The organism is Streptomyces sp. NPDC058279 (genome assembly GCF_042881255.1).
Lineage (GTDB): Bacteria > Actinomycetota > Actinomycetes > Streptomycetales > Streptomycetaceae > Streptomyces.
In genome coordinates, this window is the sequence record NZ_JBHVYA010000017.1 from 50,825 (window position 1) to 65,834 (window position 15,010).

The 15,010-nt window shown below is 69.6% G+C and carries 13 protein-coding genes and 1 pseudogene; 7 read left to right on the forward strand and 7 right to left on the reverse strand.

The window, feature by feature from the left end; genetic code table 11:
• The first annotated feature begins 9 nt into the window (after positions 1–9).
• A complete protein-coding gene (locus tag ACFVXJ_RS25630; protein WP_389665078.1) occupies positions 10–744 on the forward strand; it encodes an SDR family oxidoreductase in 735 nt (244 codons plus the stop codon).
• 132 nt (positions 745–876) lie between these two features.
• On the opposite strand, the gene ACFVXJ_RS25635 is transcribed toward ACFVXJ_RS25630, so the two are convergent.
• Together ACFVXJ_RS25635 and ACFVXJ_RS25640 are read right to left on the reverse strand one after the other, a co-directional pair.
• The gene (locus ACFVXJ_RS25635) at positions 877–1,641 is read right to left on the reverse strand and encodes a hypothetical protein (RefSeq protein ID WP_389665080.1); all 765 of its coding nucleotides are present in this window, start codon (positions 1,639–1,641) and stop codon (positions 877–879) included.
• 237 nt (positions 1,642–1,878) lie between these two features.
• Positions 1,879–2,223 carry a darcynin family protein gene (locus ACFVXJ_RS25640; RefSeq protein ID WP_389665082.1) on the reverse strand — a complete coding sequence of 115 codons (345 nt, stop codon included), beginning with the start codon at positions 2,221–2,223 and terminating at the stop codon, positions 1,879–1,881.
• 118 nt (positions 2,224–2,341) lie between these two features.
• Between ACFVXJ_RS25640 and ACFVXJ_RS25645 the strand changes: the two genes are divergently transcribed.
• From ACFVXJ_RS25645 to ACFVXJ_RS25660, 4 genes are all read left to right on the forward strand, one after another.
• Entirely contained in the window at positions 2,342–3,052 is a 711-nt protein-coding gene (locus tag ACFVXJ_RS25645) for a TetR/AcrR family transcriptional regulator (protein WP_389665084.1), read from the forward strand.
• 297 nt (positions 3,053–3,349) lie between these two features.
• Entirely contained in the window at positions 3,350–4,513 is a 1,164-nt protein-coding gene (locus tag ACFVXJ_RS25650) for a hypothetical protein (RefSeq protein ID WP_389665086.1), read from the forward strand.
• Positions 4,507–5,418: a PP2C family protein-serine/threonine phosphatase gene (locus tag ACFVXJ_RS25655; protein WP_389665088.1), complete on the forward strand. Its 912-nt coding sequence runs from the start codon at positions 4,507–4,509 to the stop codon at positions 5,416–5,418. Before ACFVXJ_RS25650 ends, ACFVXJ_RS25655 begins: the two co-directional genes overlap by 7 nt.
• Before the next feature lie 233 nt (positions 5,419–5,651).
• Complete coding sequence (locus ACFVXJ_RS25660; protein WP_389665090.1) at positions 5,652–5,981, forward strand: DUF427 domain-containing protein; 330 nt, start codon at positions 5,652–5,654, stop codon at positions 5,979–5,981.
• A 245-nt stretch (positions 5,982–6,226) separates the two neighbouring features.
• Here the strand turns inward: ACFVXJ_RS25660 and lpdA are convergent, their stop codons facing one another.
• A complete protein-coding gene (gene lpdA, locus ACFVXJ_RS25665) occupies positions 6,227–7,639 on the reverse strand; it encodes a dihydrolipoyl dehydrogenase (RefSeq protein WP_389665092.1) in 1,413 nt (470 codons plus the stop codon).
• Between the two features lie 828 nt (positions 7,640–8,467).
• Here lpdA and ACFVXJ_RS25670 point away from each other — a divergent pair.
• Together ACFVXJ_RS25670 and ACFVXJ_RS25675 are read left to right on the forward strand one after the other, a co-directional pair.
• A complete protein-coding gene (locus ACFVXJ_RS25670) occupies positions 8,468–10,033 on the forward strand; it encodes a hypothetical protein (protein ID WP_389665094.1) in 1,566 nt (521 codons plus the stop codon).
• A 338-nt stretch (positions 10,034–10,371) separates the two neighbouring features.
• Positions 10,372–10,814: pseudogene (locus ACFVXJ_RS25675) on the forward strand (DUF664 domain-containing protein).
• Between the two features lie 99 nt (positions 10,815–10,913).
• Here ACFVXJ_RS25675 and ACFVXJ_RS25680 read toward each other — a convergent pair.
• From ACFVXJ_RS25680 to ACFVXJ_RS25695, 4 genes are all read right to left on the reverse strand, one after another.
• Entirely contained in the window at positions 10,914–11,636 is a 723-nt protein-coding gene (locus ACFVXJ_RS25680) for an alpha/beta fold hydrolase (protein ID WP_389665096.1), read from the reverse strand.
• 168 nt (positions 11,637–11,804) lie between these two features.
• The gene (locus ACFVXJ_RS25685; RefSeq protein WP_389665098.1) at positions 11,805–12,605 is read right to left on the reverse strand and encodes a helix-turn-helix domain-containing protein; all 801 of its coding nucleotides are present in this window, start codon (positions 12,603–12,605) and stop codon (positions 11,805–11,807) included.
• A gap of 153 nt (positions 12,606–12,758) precedes the next feature.
• The gene (locus ACFVXJ_RS25690) at positions 12,759–13,610 is read right to left on the reverse strand and encodes an alpha/beta fold hydrolase (RefSeq protein WP_389665100.1); all 852 of its coding nucleotides are present in this window, start codon (positions 13,608–13,610) and stop codon (positions 12,759–12,761) included.
• A 138-nt stretch (positions 13,611–13,748) separates the two neighbouring features.
• Positions 13,749–14,996, reverse strand: coding sequence for a PucR family transcriptional regulator (locus ACFVXJ_RS25695; RefSeq protein WP_389665102.1), 1,248 nt, complete (start codon positions 14,994–14,996; stop codon positions 13,749–13,751).
• Positions 14,997–15,010: the final 14 nt, after the last annotated feature.

Below are 15,010 nucleotides of genomic sequence, written 5' to 3' on the forward strand. Positions count from 1 at the left end.
ATCATCAGCATGAGCGAAACGATGATCGCGCTGGTGACCGGCGCGAACAAGGGCATCGGGTACGAGATCGCGGCCGGGCTGGGCAGCCTCGGGTACCGCGTGGGCGTGGGAGCCCGCGACGCCGCCCGACGCGAAACCGCCGTCGGGAAGCTGTGCGCCCTCGGCGTGGACGCGTTCGGGGTACCGCTGGACGTGACCGACGACCAGAGCGTCACTGATGCCGCGGAATTGGTCGAACGGCTGGCCGGGCGCCTGGACACCCTGGTCAACAATGCCGGTATCTCGGGCGAGACGGACCCGGGGTGGGTACAGGACCCGACCGCGCTGGACCTGGAGGTGCTCCGCACGGTCCTGGATACCAACGTCATGGGTGTGGTCCGGGTGACCAACGCGATGCTGCCACTGCTGCGGCGCTCGGCCTCGCCACGCATCGTCAACGTCTCCAGCAGCGTCGGCTCCCTGGCCCGGCAGGCGGACCCAGACATCGAGATCCCGATCATGGCGGCCTACGCGCCATCGAAGTCGTGCCTCAACGCCCTCACCGTGCAGTACGCGCGGCAGTTCGCCGGTACGAACATCCTGATCAACGCCGCCTGCCCGGGCCTGGTCGCGACCGACTTCACAGGCTTCCAAGGGCCCCGCACTCCTGAACAGGGCGCGGCCACAGCGATCCGGCTCGCCACCCTGCCCGACGGCGGCCCGACCGGTTCGTTCTTCGAGGACAACGGTGTCGTCCCCTGGTGATCACACACCCGGCCTGAATCGACGAGGCTCCGGTAGCTCCACGAAACGGTGGCGAAGGACCATCACGAGGCGATTTACGGCGGTTCGTCCGTGGCGCTCGCATGCCGGCCGCCGTCAAACCCGGAGCCATGCTCACCCGTAGTCCTCGACTATTTCGCCGATGAGCGCGAGTAGGGCGTCGGCGCGGCGACGGTCCTCTCGCTGGTTCCGCAATGCCTGATCGAGCGCCCGAAGTGTCGTCAGGGCGACCGGCTTCCGGTTCCTCACCTCGTCGAACAGCGACGTGGCGACCAAGTCCAAACATCGGCTGAGTAGCAACCGGGTGGCGGGGGCGGGAGGAGCCGGGTCCGGGTCATCGAAGCCTCTGGCCAGGTAGCGCGCGGGATCCGTGAGACTCCAGCCGACGACGGTGCTGTGCTGGACAAGGAGCGCCACGTCGGGGGCGATGCCGATACGGGCCTCCAACGGCTCGTCGAGGACGTCGAGGTCGCGCAGGCAGGTCAATACAGTGTCGCCGGGGGCGCGGCAGAGTTCCGTTGTCACCTGAAGGCGGAAGTCCCGGGCCTCGTCCGCGCGAAGACCGCCCTGCTGGGCGAGGGGCACGGCGGGAACACGGGCGCAGTCCTCGATGTCAGCAGCGTCACCCGCTATTTGAAACTCTGCAGCGACCAGTTGCCGGCTGACAGGATTGAACCGGAGCTCGTCGGGGGTGTCCCATAGCCATGCTGTACTACCGAAAGTACCCGTCAGGAACCGGCCCCGTTCCTCCATGTTCGCGTACGGCGCGATACGCACCGAGAAGTCCCGGAAATTGAAACGAGGGGTGCAGCGCAGCGGCTCGCCCATCACCACCGCCGTCCAGTCGCCGTCGATCGTGAGTCTCGTTGCAAATGCCATGTCATCTCACCTGCGCTGCGGGAGGCTGGTAGCCGTTCTCGCCGGGAATCCTGCCCTCCACCACGTCCGTGTGGGTGATCGGCGAACCGGGATCGGTCGGCGAGCCGCCGAGCCGGTGACGAACAGCGGGGCGGGGCCGCCTGCAGCAAGGTGTCGAGAAGACGAGCGGCGCGCTCGCCCGCGTCAGGAGCACCGGGCAGGCCGGGGCCGGCCCGAAGGCGTCACAAGGCGGTCAGGTCACGATTGGGCCGACGCGGCGCGCGAGCGTTCGTATTCCTGGAAACCGTCCTGGACTCCCAGCGAGATCTCGCCGAAGGCCATGTACCCGTCGGCGAGGAGCGGGGTGTCGCGCAATGCCTCGATCAGGAAGTAGTAAGCGCGCAGGTCCTCGGTCTCCAGCACGGCGAAGTCGCTCATGCGGGTGTGGAACGCCTCGGCGTCGAAGAAGCGGGCGGTGACCCGGTCCGCGTACGCGGCGAAGACCGGCTCGATGTGGGCGGCCCGCATCGCGTTGCGTTCCTCGCGGGACAGCGCCAGCCAGCGTGGCGTGACGGTATAGGTCAGGACGATGCCGTACTTCAAGGGAGCCTCCGACGTTTGCTTACACCGTTCACTTTCGACGGTCAGCTAAAGTGATAGGTGTTAACTTTGTCAAGCGCCCGTCCTCACTCATCGCCGCCAGCCCCCACGAAAGGCCGCCGTGACCAGCACCGGCACACCACGCCGCCGTCACCGGATCCGCGAACACGCGATCGAGGAGATCCTGCACACCGCCCGGCGACTGCTCGTGCAGGAAGGCCCGACGGCCGTCACCCTGCGGGCCATCGCCCGCGAGATGAACATGACGGCACCGGGTCTGTACCGCTACTACGCCAGCCACCACGACCTCATCCAGGCGTTGGCCTCCCACCTCTACGAGGAACTCGCCGCAGCCCTGGCCGCCGCGCGCGACCGGCAGCCCGCCTCCGATCCGGGCCGGCGCATGCGGGCGGTGTGCCGGGAACTGCGGCGCTGGGCCCTGGCACACCCGCGCGAATTCGGCCTGCTGTTCACCAAGCCCCTCACCGACGCCGACACCACCCCCGGCACCGCCGCCCACGACGCAAGCTGGCGCTTCGGCGGGATCCTCCTGGAGCTGATGGTGCAGCTGTGGCACCTCGGCGGCATCCGGCCTCCCGATGACCTGGACGACCGATGGATCACCCAGCTCGGAGAAGTACGGGAGCATTTGGCGGGCGAGGCGGTCCCTCCGCAAGTCATCTACGTCTTCGTGTCCTGCTGGGCCCGGCTCTACGGAGCCGTCGCCGTAGAGGTCTTCGGCCACCTCGACTTCGCACTCACCGACCCCGAACCCCTCTTCGAGCAGACCCTCGACGACATCCTGACCAGCCTCGGCCGGCTCACACACTGAACGCCGCACCGGTTCCCGGACATCCAAAGTTGCCAGAACGACCACTCCCCCGCGCGGCCCCGAACAGGGACGTAGCGGAGCGACCGCGGCGTCAGCCCCGAGCGGCGGCCGCCTCCTTGGGGAAGGGCCGGCCATCAACCTTCGCTTCCCTGTCTCTCCCCCGGTACGAGCACCGTGTCGGCTATGTGCCGCATGCGGGCCGTCGACAGAGGCCACGCAGCTGCTCGGGCTCGCGGTGGTGTGCGGCGTACCGGTGGAGGTGGCGGGCCGTGGCGGCGAGTGCCCTTGGGCGCGCCTGTGCCAGTCGCCGACGCGGTCCGCGCGGACCGTCTGGTCTGGGTGGGGTCCCAGGACGACATGGCCCGCGCCTATCCCCGCGCCGCCGCGAGCCTCCCCTACCGGTTCGCGATCGCCGCGGCCCCACTACAGGGCAGAGGCCGGTGCTGGGGCGCGTTGATGCTGCTGTGGCCCGCCAGCCACCCGGCCGACGCCACCGCGCGTGAACGGAGCCACATCGGATCCGCGGCCCGGCGTATCGCTCGCATCGTGGAGGAAGCCGCCGTACCACCGACCGCACCCGAGCATCCTCGGCTCATTCCGGTCAGCGCGGCCGTCCGCCCGCTCGGCGGGCAGTCGCCGCAAGCCGCCCTGGACTACGTCGAGCGCCTGCCCGAAGGTGCACTCGGCCTGGACCTGGAGGGCCGGATCACTTTCCTGGCCGCTTCGGCGGAATCGCTCTTGGCAGTCGATGCCGCACGGCTGCTGGGCACCCGTCCCTGGCAGTCCCTGCCCTGGCTGGACGACACCCTTGTCGAGGACCACTACCGCACCCCCGTCATCAGTCGTGACCCGGTCGCCTTCACCGCGCTGCGTCCCCCCGACACCTGGCTGCACTTCCGGCCGTATCCGGACGCCGGCGGCATCAGCGTCCGCATCACCCGCGCGACGCCACCCGGGTACGACCGGACCGTGCCCGACCGGGCCTCGCGCTCCACCGAACCGGCCGCGACGAGTGCCCCTCAGGTCGGTCGTCTGTACCAACTGGTCCACCTGGCAGCCGCGTTGACCGAAACGGTCGCCGTCCGCGACGTCGTCGAGCTCATCGCGGACCAGGTACTGCCCGCCTTCGGCGCGGACAGCCTGGTGGTGTCGGCAGCCGACGCCGGCCGCCTGAAGATCACCGGACACCACGGCTACGACCAGCAGACCATCGAGCGACTCGACGGCCTGCCATTGGACACCGACCTCACCCCCGCGGGACAAGTGATCGCCGAGGGCATCCCGGCGTTCTTCGCCGGCCCCCATGAGCCGGCCCGGCGCTATCCGCGGGCTTCGCAGATCAGCGGCAAGCAGGCATGGGCGTTCTTGCCGCTGGTCGTCTCGGGCCGGCCTTCGTGGGCTGCTGCATCCTGTCCTACGAGCGGCCTCGCGATTTCGGCGCCGACGAGCGGGCCGTGCTGACTTCGCTGGCCGGATTGATCGCCCAGGCGCTGGACCGGGCCAGGCTCTACGACGCCACCCGCGACCTCGCCCGGGGCCTTCAGCAGGCTCTCCTGCCTCGCAGCCTGCCCACGTTGCCGGGCCTGCAGAGCGCCGCGCGCTACCTGCCCGCCAGCCGCGGCATGGACAACGTGTCGGCCACCGCCCTCATGGGGCAGGTGCGTACGGCGATCCACGCCACGGCCGGCGCGCCGCCCGACCAGGTCCTGGCCCGCACCAACCGGGTCCTTGCCGACCTGGAGACCGACCTGCTCGTCTCGTGCCTGTACGCGCACATCGACCTCACCCGCCAGGAAGCGGTCCTGGCCAGCGCAGGGCACCCGCCGCCGCTCCTACACCGCCCCGGCATGCCGCCGGGCGTCGTGGGACTCGACCCCGGCCCCCTGCTCGGCATCGGCCCCGGCCTTTCCTGGCGCAGCACAGCGGGCACAGTCTCGACCACGTCATCGATGTCCTCCTCCGCCAGACCCGGCCCACCGCCCACTACACCGATGACATCGCCATACTCCTGCTGCGGACCGGCCCACAGCCCATATGAGCGAGCACACTCCACGGGCTGCGGACCCGGCGCGCTCAGTAGGGCCCGTCGGACGTTTCCCCTCCCTTATGGCGGGAAGGCGCCGGTCGCCGGAGAACGAGCGGGTGTCATGACAGGGAGGAGCGGGCTCATGAACAACCCGATGGAACAGCGCTCCGAAGGGCAATCTCCTCTCGAACGCGTCACGGGCGAAAAGGACGTGCACCCGGAGGAGGAACGCCGCCAGGAAACCGAGAGCGGCCGGCCCACCGGTGCGGAGAAGCACGCGCGTAGCACCGACTCGGAGAAGAGGGGCGAAGGCCACGAGCCGAATCCCCTGACGGGCTGAGTGCGGTCGAAGGCCGTAAGGGCGATCCCGCCTACGAAAGCGCTGCGCGAGACCGCCCTCAAGCGGGCGGCCGCTCCCGATCGGCCTGAACGTCCTCGCGCGCCGAGCTCGCGCAGGAAGAACGGCTACCGGCACCGAGAGGTCCTGAGCGGCTCGCTGCTCAACCGTCGGACTGATGTTCCACGGCGCCCGTTACGGGTCCCGGGAAGAATTCCCCGGCCGGGTGCGCTGAGGTGCGTATGACACGTGGACACGACATCACAATCGACCAGGGCACCGAGCACGTGCGTGTCGTCAAGGACGGGCAGGTACTGGCCGAAAGCAGGCGGCCCTTGGTGCTGCGCGAGACGGGTTGCCCCCCGCGGTACTACCTGCCGCCCCAGGACGTGCGCACCGACCTGCTGACCCCCTCCGACACCAGTACCCACTGTCCGTTCAAGGGGGACGCGAGTTACTGGTCCGTACCCGACGCCGGCGACCTCGTCTGGGCGTACGCGGATCCCAAGCCGGACGTCGCCGCGATCAAGGACCACTTCTGCTTCTACGACACCGAGATCGTCTGAACCGCCCGCGGCGAGCAGCCTGCCCTGGCAGGGAATTCCACGCAAGCTGATCGGAACCGGAACGGGCGTGCGGCACCGGCTGCCGGACGACGGTGTGGGCGGCCCGGGGCGCGATGCCCGGCGGCCCTCACGCGTCGCCCGTTCCACGACGAGCCAACACGGTGAGCAGGGGGCTGGACCATGCGGTTCCACCGGCAGAAGTAGGTCCCCGCCTACTTCTGCCGGGCGGCCCGCCGGCCCGGGTATCACATGTTGATCATGTGTCCGGCCAGGCCGTGCACGGCCTCCTTGACGGCCTCGCTCAGGGTGGGGTGGGCGTGGACGTTGCGGGCGACCTCGTGCACGGTGAGGTCCCACTGCTGGGCCAGGGTCAGCTCGGGCAGCAGCTCGGTGACGTCGGGGCCGATGAGGTGGCCGCCGAGCAGCTCGCCGTACCTGGCGTCGCTGATCAGCTTGACGAAACCGGTGGTGTCACCGAGACCGTGCGACTTGCCGTTGGCGGTGAAGGGGAACTTGGCGACCCTGACGTCGTGTCCGAGGTCGCGGGCCTGGGCCTCGGTGTAGCCGAAGCTGGCGATCTGGGGCTGACAGAAGGTGGCGCGCGGAATCATCGCGTAGTCGAGTTCCATGGTTTCCGCGCCGGCGAGGGTCTCGGCGGCGATGATTCCCATGGCCTCGGCCGCGTGCGCGAGCATGAGCTTGGCGGTGACGTCGCCGATGGCGTAGATGTGCGGGACGGAGGTGCGGCAGCGGCCGTCCACGTCGATGGCGCCGCGCTCGGTGACCGTGACGCCGGTGTTCTCCAGGCCGTACCCGGTGACGTTCGGGGCGAAGCCGATGGCCTGGAGGACCTTGTCGGCCTCCAGGACCTGCTGGGAGCCGTCCTTGCCGGTGACCGTGACCCGGACCTGCGGGCCGGACTCGTCGATGGACTCGACACGAGTCGAGGTGAGCACCTCGATGCCCAGCCGCCGATACTGCTTGGCCAGTTCGGCCGAGACCTCGACGTCCTCCAACGGCGCCATCCGGTCCAGGAACTCGACGATGGTGACCTTCACGCCGTAGTTGTGCAGGACGTAGGCGAACTCGATGCCGATCGCGCCGGCCCCCGCGATGACGATGGACCGCGGTAGTTCCTCGGCGAGGATCTGCTCCTCGTACGTCACCACCTGGGCGCTGCGCTTGGTGCCGGGAAGCAGCCGGGGCGTGGCGCCGGTGGCGATGATGCAGTGCTCGAAACCGATGGTGCGGGTCTCCCCGTCGTAACCGGTCACCTGGAGCGTGTGCGGGTCGACGAAGGTTCCGCGGCCGTCGTACTCGGTGATCTTGTTCTTCTTCATCAGGAAGTGGACTCCCTTGACGCGGCCGTCGGCGACCTTGCGGCTGCGACGGTAGGCCTCGCCGTAGTCGAAGGAGACCTGTCCGTCGACCTTGATCCCGAACGTCTTCGCCTCACGGGTGAAGATGTGCGCGAGTTCCGCGTTGCGCAGGAGGGCCTTGGTCGGGATGCAGCCCACGTTCAAACAGACCCCGCCCCAGTACTTCTCCTCCACGACGGCGACGCGTTTTCCCAGCTGGGCGGCGCGCACAGCGGCGACATAGCCGCCGGGGCCGGCGCCGAGTACGACGACATCGAAACGCTCGTCCTGCTCCACCATGGGGCGTTCCTCTTCCTCGGTTGCGTTACCCGTTCCGTGATGGATTGTTCCGCTCCGTCGCGCCCGCCGCCACAGAGATCATCGCGGTGTGTCCGAGATCGCCATGGGAAGGGGCCCGCCGGTGGCGGTCCGACGGGCCCCTTCCGGGCGTGGTCACCCCTCCGTCGCCGTCGGCCGACGCGAGGCGGCCAGCGCCCGCGTGCAGCCGGTCCGATGGGTCGTGGCTGCCGAGGATGAGCAGCCCCGGGCGGGTGAGGATGCCGGTGACGGCGCCGATGACACTTGGTCACGGCATCGAGGAGCGCAACCCCGGCAGCCAACGTGGGGCCGTCTCACCACGTCGCGTTCCCGAGTACGCCGAGGGCAGCAGCAGTTGGCATGGGGTGTGCCCAGGCGCGGCGCAGTCCTGGCAGTGGGCGGCAGGCCGGCTTTCGTCCCGGGGGCGAGCGGGTGGACGGTGGGCCGGTCACTGCCGGCGCACCACCGGGCCAGACGGAGACCAGCGACTGAATGCCGGCGAGAACAGAACGGGAGCGTAGGCAGCGTGTCGCACATCCCGCGCCCGGCAGCCGTGTGCCGCCCGAGGCCGGACTCCGAGTGTCATTCGGTCCCTTTCCCGACCCGGGGCGCCCGGCACCGCGCCTGGCGGCGTCACTCCGGATCGTTCCGGGTTAGCAGGGCAGCCTGCGTGTGCGTGACTGAGGGCCGAAGGCGCTCGGCCGTCCGGCCGAGCAAACGGTTCCTCGGTGTCGGCCATGGCGGCCCGGGCGATCACCTCCCTCCAGGAAGCACACCCCGAGACCACAGGAAGTGATGATGAAGAGGTATATGACCAGGGCCGCGAGACTCCTCAGCACGCCGGCTGTCGCCCTGGCCCTCCTGGGCCCCGTCCTCGCCGCGGCACCGGCGGGTGCCGCGACCCGGGTCAGCGCCGCGGCGACCGACGCCTACACCTTCACCAATACGGACGGCACCCTCAACGCGACGGGCACGGGCGACGGAAACCAGATATCCGTCACTCCCGATGGCACCAACTTCCCGAACTGGCGCCTGATCAAGCTCAGTTCCCCTGGTACCTTCAACATCGCCAGCACCTCCTCCGGGAAGTGCGTCTACGCCTCCCAGCCCGCCGTGCAGCAGTCTTGCGGCAAGGACGGCGAGCAATGGAACTTCCGCCCGGTCGACGGCAAGCCCAATACCTTCGGCATAGTCCGGCGCGAGGAGAGCAGCGGCACCGAGTACTGCATGGACAACCGGGGCGGCCTCCACCTGTGGGGCATCCTCGCCCAGCCCAACCCGTGCAACGGCAGCGCGAGCCAGGAGTGGACGGTCCCTTCCGCGAAGGCGGCCGAGGCCAGGGGCCTCGCGCTCGACTACTACAGCGACCTGTGTTCCAAGAAGACCTCCACCTGTTCGTGGACGCAGAAGTCCGAGGGCCGGCCCGAGGTGCTGCCCCGCCAGCCCGCCTCGTCGGTCTGGTACAACGACACCAGCACCACGATGAAGCAGATCTTCACCACGATCTACCACTCCGGCTGGGCCCAGTCGTTCTCGGCCGGGCTGTCGACGTCGGTCGGCGTCACCACCCCGATCCAGGCCATGATCAGCAACCAGTTGACCGCGACGCAGACGTACACCTCGGACGAGTCGACGATCAACGGGATCGCGGTCGACGTCCCCTCCAAGAGCTACGCCTGGGTCGACTTCGCGGCCGTCGGCAAGAAGGTCACCGGCACGTGGACCTTCGACACCGACAACCAGCCGTGGACGACCGACGCCACCGTGACCGTCCCCGTCATCAACTCGGCGGCCGGGTCGACGATGTACGTCGCCCACACCGGCGCCACCCCGCCGGGCAGCGACACCGGCAGCCCGGACGTGAAGCCCACCGCCCTGGCAAAGATCGTTTCGGGCACCGTGGACCTCCCGGCGGGGACCGAGTTGGCCGCTGTACAGGGCGGCCTCCAGGTCAGTGACGCGCACGGCGCCGTCATCGCCACCGTGCAGCCCGGCACCGTCACGGACACGAACGGCACGGCTCACAAGGTCGCCCTCGCGGTCAGCGGCGCCACCGTCACCCAGACCATCGAAGGCGTCACGGATGAGACCGTCACCGGCACCATCTCGCCCCCGACCTTCTCCCTGGGCACGAACGGCGTCTCCACGGCCGCCGTGAAGAAGACGGCCGAAATGATGACGGCCGCCTCCTTCACGGCCTCGCCGGCTGCCGCGAGCAGCGACGCCCACGACAAGTGCATGGCCAAGGAGATCGGCAGCGGCATCGTCGGCGGAGCCCTCGGTGGCCTCGTGGGCGGCCCCCAGGCAGCAGCCGGCGGAATGCTTCTCGGCGCGGTCACCGGCATCGCCAAGGGCATCGTCAACTGCCCGAAGTAGCCCGCCACACGCCGTCGCAGCCAGCGAGTTCCACCCTCCCGGCAAAGTGCGCACTATCGGACAGCGAGCGGGGCCGTTGCCGCGAGGCAGCGGCCCCGCCCTCCGTCGTGGTGCGGCCGTCGCCCGGCGAGCGGGTCTCCGCCCGCCGGTGGCAGGTGCATCGACGGATCGGGGAGCGCCGCTTCCTGCGCGAGCAGGCCGAGCGCTGGTGTGCCGACGGTGGCTCGGTCGGCGGCGCCGTGCCACCACTCCCCTGCACCGGGAGGCACCCTGGAACACGTTGGGTCCGTCGATAAACGACTCGACACCCGTCGCGTTGATCGAGGACGCTTCGCTCGATGACCAGAATCGACGACACGCCGCCCGCGTGGGACGAGCGCACCCAGCTCACCACGTTTCTCGACTACACCCGCGACACCGCCCGAGCCAAGTGTGCCGGCGTATCTGCGGAGAACGCCCGCAAGGCGCTCCTGCCGGGCTCGCCGCTGATGACCATGAGCGGAGTGGTCAACCACCTCCGCTGGGTCGAGTCGTTCCAAGTGGTCTTCCTCGGCGAGGAAGACGAGGGCCCCTGGACCGAGGAAAATACTCTGAGCAGAGCGCCCGCTACCGCGAACTGGTCGCTGGGAGCGGCCTGGACAAGCAGGCTCAACGAGCCGTCCGCAACGGCCTCCATGTCGATCTGCGCTGGATCCTCCTCCACCTCACGGAGGAGACGGCCCGCCACAACGGCCACCTGGACCTCCTGCGCGAGATGCTCGACGGCACGACCGGCGACTAGGCTGGGTCGATCCCGGGCGTGACCCGGCCGCACAGGGCACCGGCGGTCAGGAGGTGGGGATCGCGAGCACAACCGGAACCCGTTCGACGCTGCCGTACTTCACCGAGTCAGACTCGTCGCCTGCACCGCGTCCCGGATCAGGTCGGCGACCCGGGCGGGCTCGGACAGGGCGACGGCGTGGGAGGCATTCGGGAGTTCGACGACGACGGCTCCGGCCCGTGCGGCGCCGAAGCGCTGGACCTCAGGGCTGATCGTGCGGTCCGCCCCGGCCACCAGCGCCCAGGACGGCTTCGTCCGCCACGCCGCGGCGGACGCGGCCTCGGTGAAGGCGGCTTTGGCGAGCGGGCGTTGGGCCGCTGCCAGGACACCGGCGACGTCCCCGGACACGTCCGCCGCGAAGACGGAGGGAAAGGCCGTCTCCTCGATGGTGACCTCGACTGCCGAGTCGCCGTCGCGGAGCGGGTACGTCCACTCCTTCAGGTTGCTCGTCAGGGGGGACTCGGGAAAGCCGCCTTGGAGCTGGTCGAGGCTCTCCCCCTCGTGGGGCACGTAGGCGGCCACATAGACGAGCGCGACGACGTTCTCCGCGGTGCCGGCCACGGTGATCAGCGCACCGCCGTAGGAGTGGCCGACGAGTACGGCCGGGCCGTCGAGCTGCGCGAGGACGGAGGTGAGGTAGGTGGCGTCCGACGTCAGACCGCGCAGCGGGTTCGACGGAGCGATCACCGGGATACCGCTGCTCCGCAGTTCCGAGATGACGCCTATCCAGCCTGTCGCGTCGGCGAAGGCGCCGTGCACGAGGACGACGGTGGGCTTGGTCATGCGAGTTCTCTTCTCGGTGTCGGGCCACGAGCGGCGTCGTCACGTGGGTCAGCGTGCGTCCCCGGGTTCGGCAAGAGGTCCGTGCGACTGTCACTCACGGTAGGGCCGTGGCAGTGACACCTCTTGTGCGTGCGCGCATCCGCGCTGTCATGACAGCGCACGCACGTCTCAGCGCCTTCGCTCGTCCCGCACGTCGGCAGTCGTCGGTGCGAAGGCCGAGGTCGCCAGCGCCTGCCATTCGCTGGGGCTCATGCCGTAGGCCCCCCGGAATGTGCGGCTGAAGTGCGAGGGGCTGCTGAATCCCCAGCGTTGCGCCACCGCGGCCATGGTCACCCTCCGGTTGGCGCGGCCCAGCTCCAACCGGCAGAACTCCAACCTGCGCTGCCGCACCCACTGGCTCACGGTGCTGCCGTCGTTCTGGAAGAGCTTTTGCAGGTACCGGACGGAGATGTGGTGCGCGCGTGCGATCGACTCCGGTGAGAGGTCGGGGTCCATCAGATGTTCTTCGATGTGGACTCGAATACGGGACAGCATCTCGTTGGCGGTCCCGGACCCGTCGTCGGCCTCGTCCGTCGTTTCCGCTTCGAGGAGTTCCATGACCAGGACGGAGAGCAGGTTCACGGCTGTCCGGTCACGTCGGTCCCAGACAGTGGAGCGGCGGAACTCCGCCTTGGCGGCGAGCGCGGTCAGGAAGTCGGACACCAGCGCCCCGAGCCCTTGCCCGCCGCGCACGGGAACGCCGAGCACCCGGTTCAGTTCCGGCTCGGTGACGCCCAGATAGCAGCGGGGCACCCGGAAGAAGAGCATCCGGCAGTCTTCGCCGAACCGCAGCTGGTGCTGTCGGGCCGGGTCACAGAAGACCAGGTCGTTCGGCTCCAGAAGGGTCTTGGCACGGTCGCGGACGACGGTGACGGGCCCACGGACATGGACGCCGAGGTAGACGTGGATCCGGTCGCTCGTGCTCGGCATCTCGGAAAGCATCCGGACCAGCCACTCCGAGCGGGAGGAGGGCGAGGTCGGACCGGGTGTTTGCCGGGGCGCCCGTTTTTCGGGCGCATGTGACATCAGTGAGAGGGTCATGAGGGCTCCAAGCCGTACGGTTCGTGCGGGCGGCGGGCGCGTTCACGCCCGCCTCGCCGGCTCCTCGGCCAGGAACTTCTCCACCACGGCGTTGAAGGCCGGCGGGTTCTCCAGGAAGGGGAAGTGCGAGCTCGCCACGTCGGAGGCGAATACGTGCAGCCGTGCGCCCGGAATCCGGTCGGCGACGAAGCGCTGCGAATCGGGGTGCACATGGCTTCCCTCACAGCCGATCACCAGGGTCGGCACGTCGATCCGGGGAAGCACGTCGCGCCAGTCCTGCGCGCAGTGGTCGAACAGCAGCGGTACGCCCGCGTGGGCGGGCGTCGACCTGATCTCCTCGGCGACGAAGGCCAGCACCTCGGGGTCGGGCTCGCCGGAGAACATGCCGCGCACGAAGTCGGCGCGGACCGCGTCGCCCTCCGGCCCCGCGAGGGCCGCACCCAGGTACAACAGCCCCGACACATCGAAGATGGCGCCGGCGTCCCGCTGTTCCCGCTCGGTCATCCAGGGCACGGCGGCGACCGCCGCGGGCTGGTCGACGGCGATGAAGCGCCGGATCCGTCCGGTCCCGTACTGGTCGATGAAGCTCCACCACACCGAGACGCCCATGGACCAGCCGAAGGCGTCGAAATGGCCCAGCCCGAGATGGTCGACCAGTTCGAGCACGTCGCGGGAGAGCCGGGCGACACGGTAGCCGTGACGCGGTTTGCCGGACTTCCCGTGGCCGCGGAGGTCGACGGTGACGACGCGGCGGCCGGGCGCCAACCCCTCGATCTGGTGGCGGAACATCGCCTGTGTCTGCCCCCAGCCGTGCAGCATCACCAGCGGGACGCCCTCGCCACCGGTGTCCTGGTACGCGAGCCGTGCGCCGTCCGTCGTGATCAGTTCCTGCATGACCTCTCCCCTGGTCAGAGGCGGTACGTCGGTCCCGCCCGTCCCGAACATCATCGAATGGGGTCCGCCGCCCGCACCACCGCGAGCTGTAGGAATCGGACCGTGGATCCTTCTCGTTTTGTCGCAGCGGGTCCGCGCTCAGACGGCCCCGTCGTCGCCCGGCGGCAGGAGTTCCTCGATCCTGAGGCCGAGGTGCAGAGTGAGCCGGTGGGCGCCGTCGTCGAGGTCGAGGCCGGTGATCTCCTGGATCTGGCGCAGGCGGTAGTAGAGCGAGGTGCGGTGGATTCCCAGCGCGTCCGCGGTCTTGGGAATCGACCCCGCGTGGTCGAGGAAGCAGCGCAGGGTGTCCCGCAGGCGGTCGCCGCCATGAGCCTCGCTCAGGGTATGGAGCGGCTTCGGGAGCAGGGACGCGTTCAGGGCGTGCTCGGGGAGTTGGAGCAGCACGGCGAGTTCCCCGAGCAGTTCCCAGTCACCGGCGCTCTTCAGGGTGGGCAGTCGGCGTGCCGCGCGCGCCGCCACGAGCGCCTGCTCGTACGAGGTCCATGCGTCGTCCAGGCCGGGGTGCCGGCCACCGACGCCGATCACCGGGTCCGCCGACGGGCCCAGGAAGGTGCCGAGTTCGTCGAGGATGCGAGCGGACTGGGCAGCGACCTCGTCCGGACGGGGCGGGCGGTCGCGGAGCTGGAGCAGCGTCGCCCGCTCCTTGCCGACCGCGATGAGGCCCTGGGCGGCGCGCGTCTGCCGGAACCCCTCCAGCGCCGTCGACAGGGCGGCCTCGGACTGCCGCGCGAACTCCGTCGTGCGGCTCAGCTGGACGACGGTGACCAGGACGTGTTCCGCCGCTCCGAGCAAGCCGAGTTCCCGGCCTCGTCGGCGTGCGGTGGTGCGGGCGGCGACGTCGCTGCCGACGAGTGCGAGGACGAGGTCCCGCTCGGCGGTCTTCCGGGTGTCGGCGGCGAGGTGCTCCCCGTACATCTGATCGGCCATGGCGTCCGCGGCCCGGGCGATGGCCCGCGTCTCCTGCTCTTCGAGCGCCTTCTCGGGCACGACCACCATGAGCAACCCGAGGAGGTGCCCGCGCTCGCGCAGCGGCACGACGTATCGGGGCAGCAGTCCGAGATCGTCACGGCCGTCGATGAATCCGGCTCTGGACCACTGGGTCACGCCTTGGGCGAGGACGTAACGGATGGTCGCGTTGTCGGCGCGGCCCTGCAACAGGGTGCCGATGCGTACCGGGTCCTCGTCGCCGAAGTGGCGGCTCGTGCAGACCATGCGGACCAGCGGGTCATCGACGGCGACGGACCGGCCGAGCCGCTCCGCGAGCTCGTCGACGAGCGCCTGGAGCTCGGGGCTGCCGGGGCGGGCTCGCTGGAGCCTTGCGGTCATGCGCTGTTCCTCTC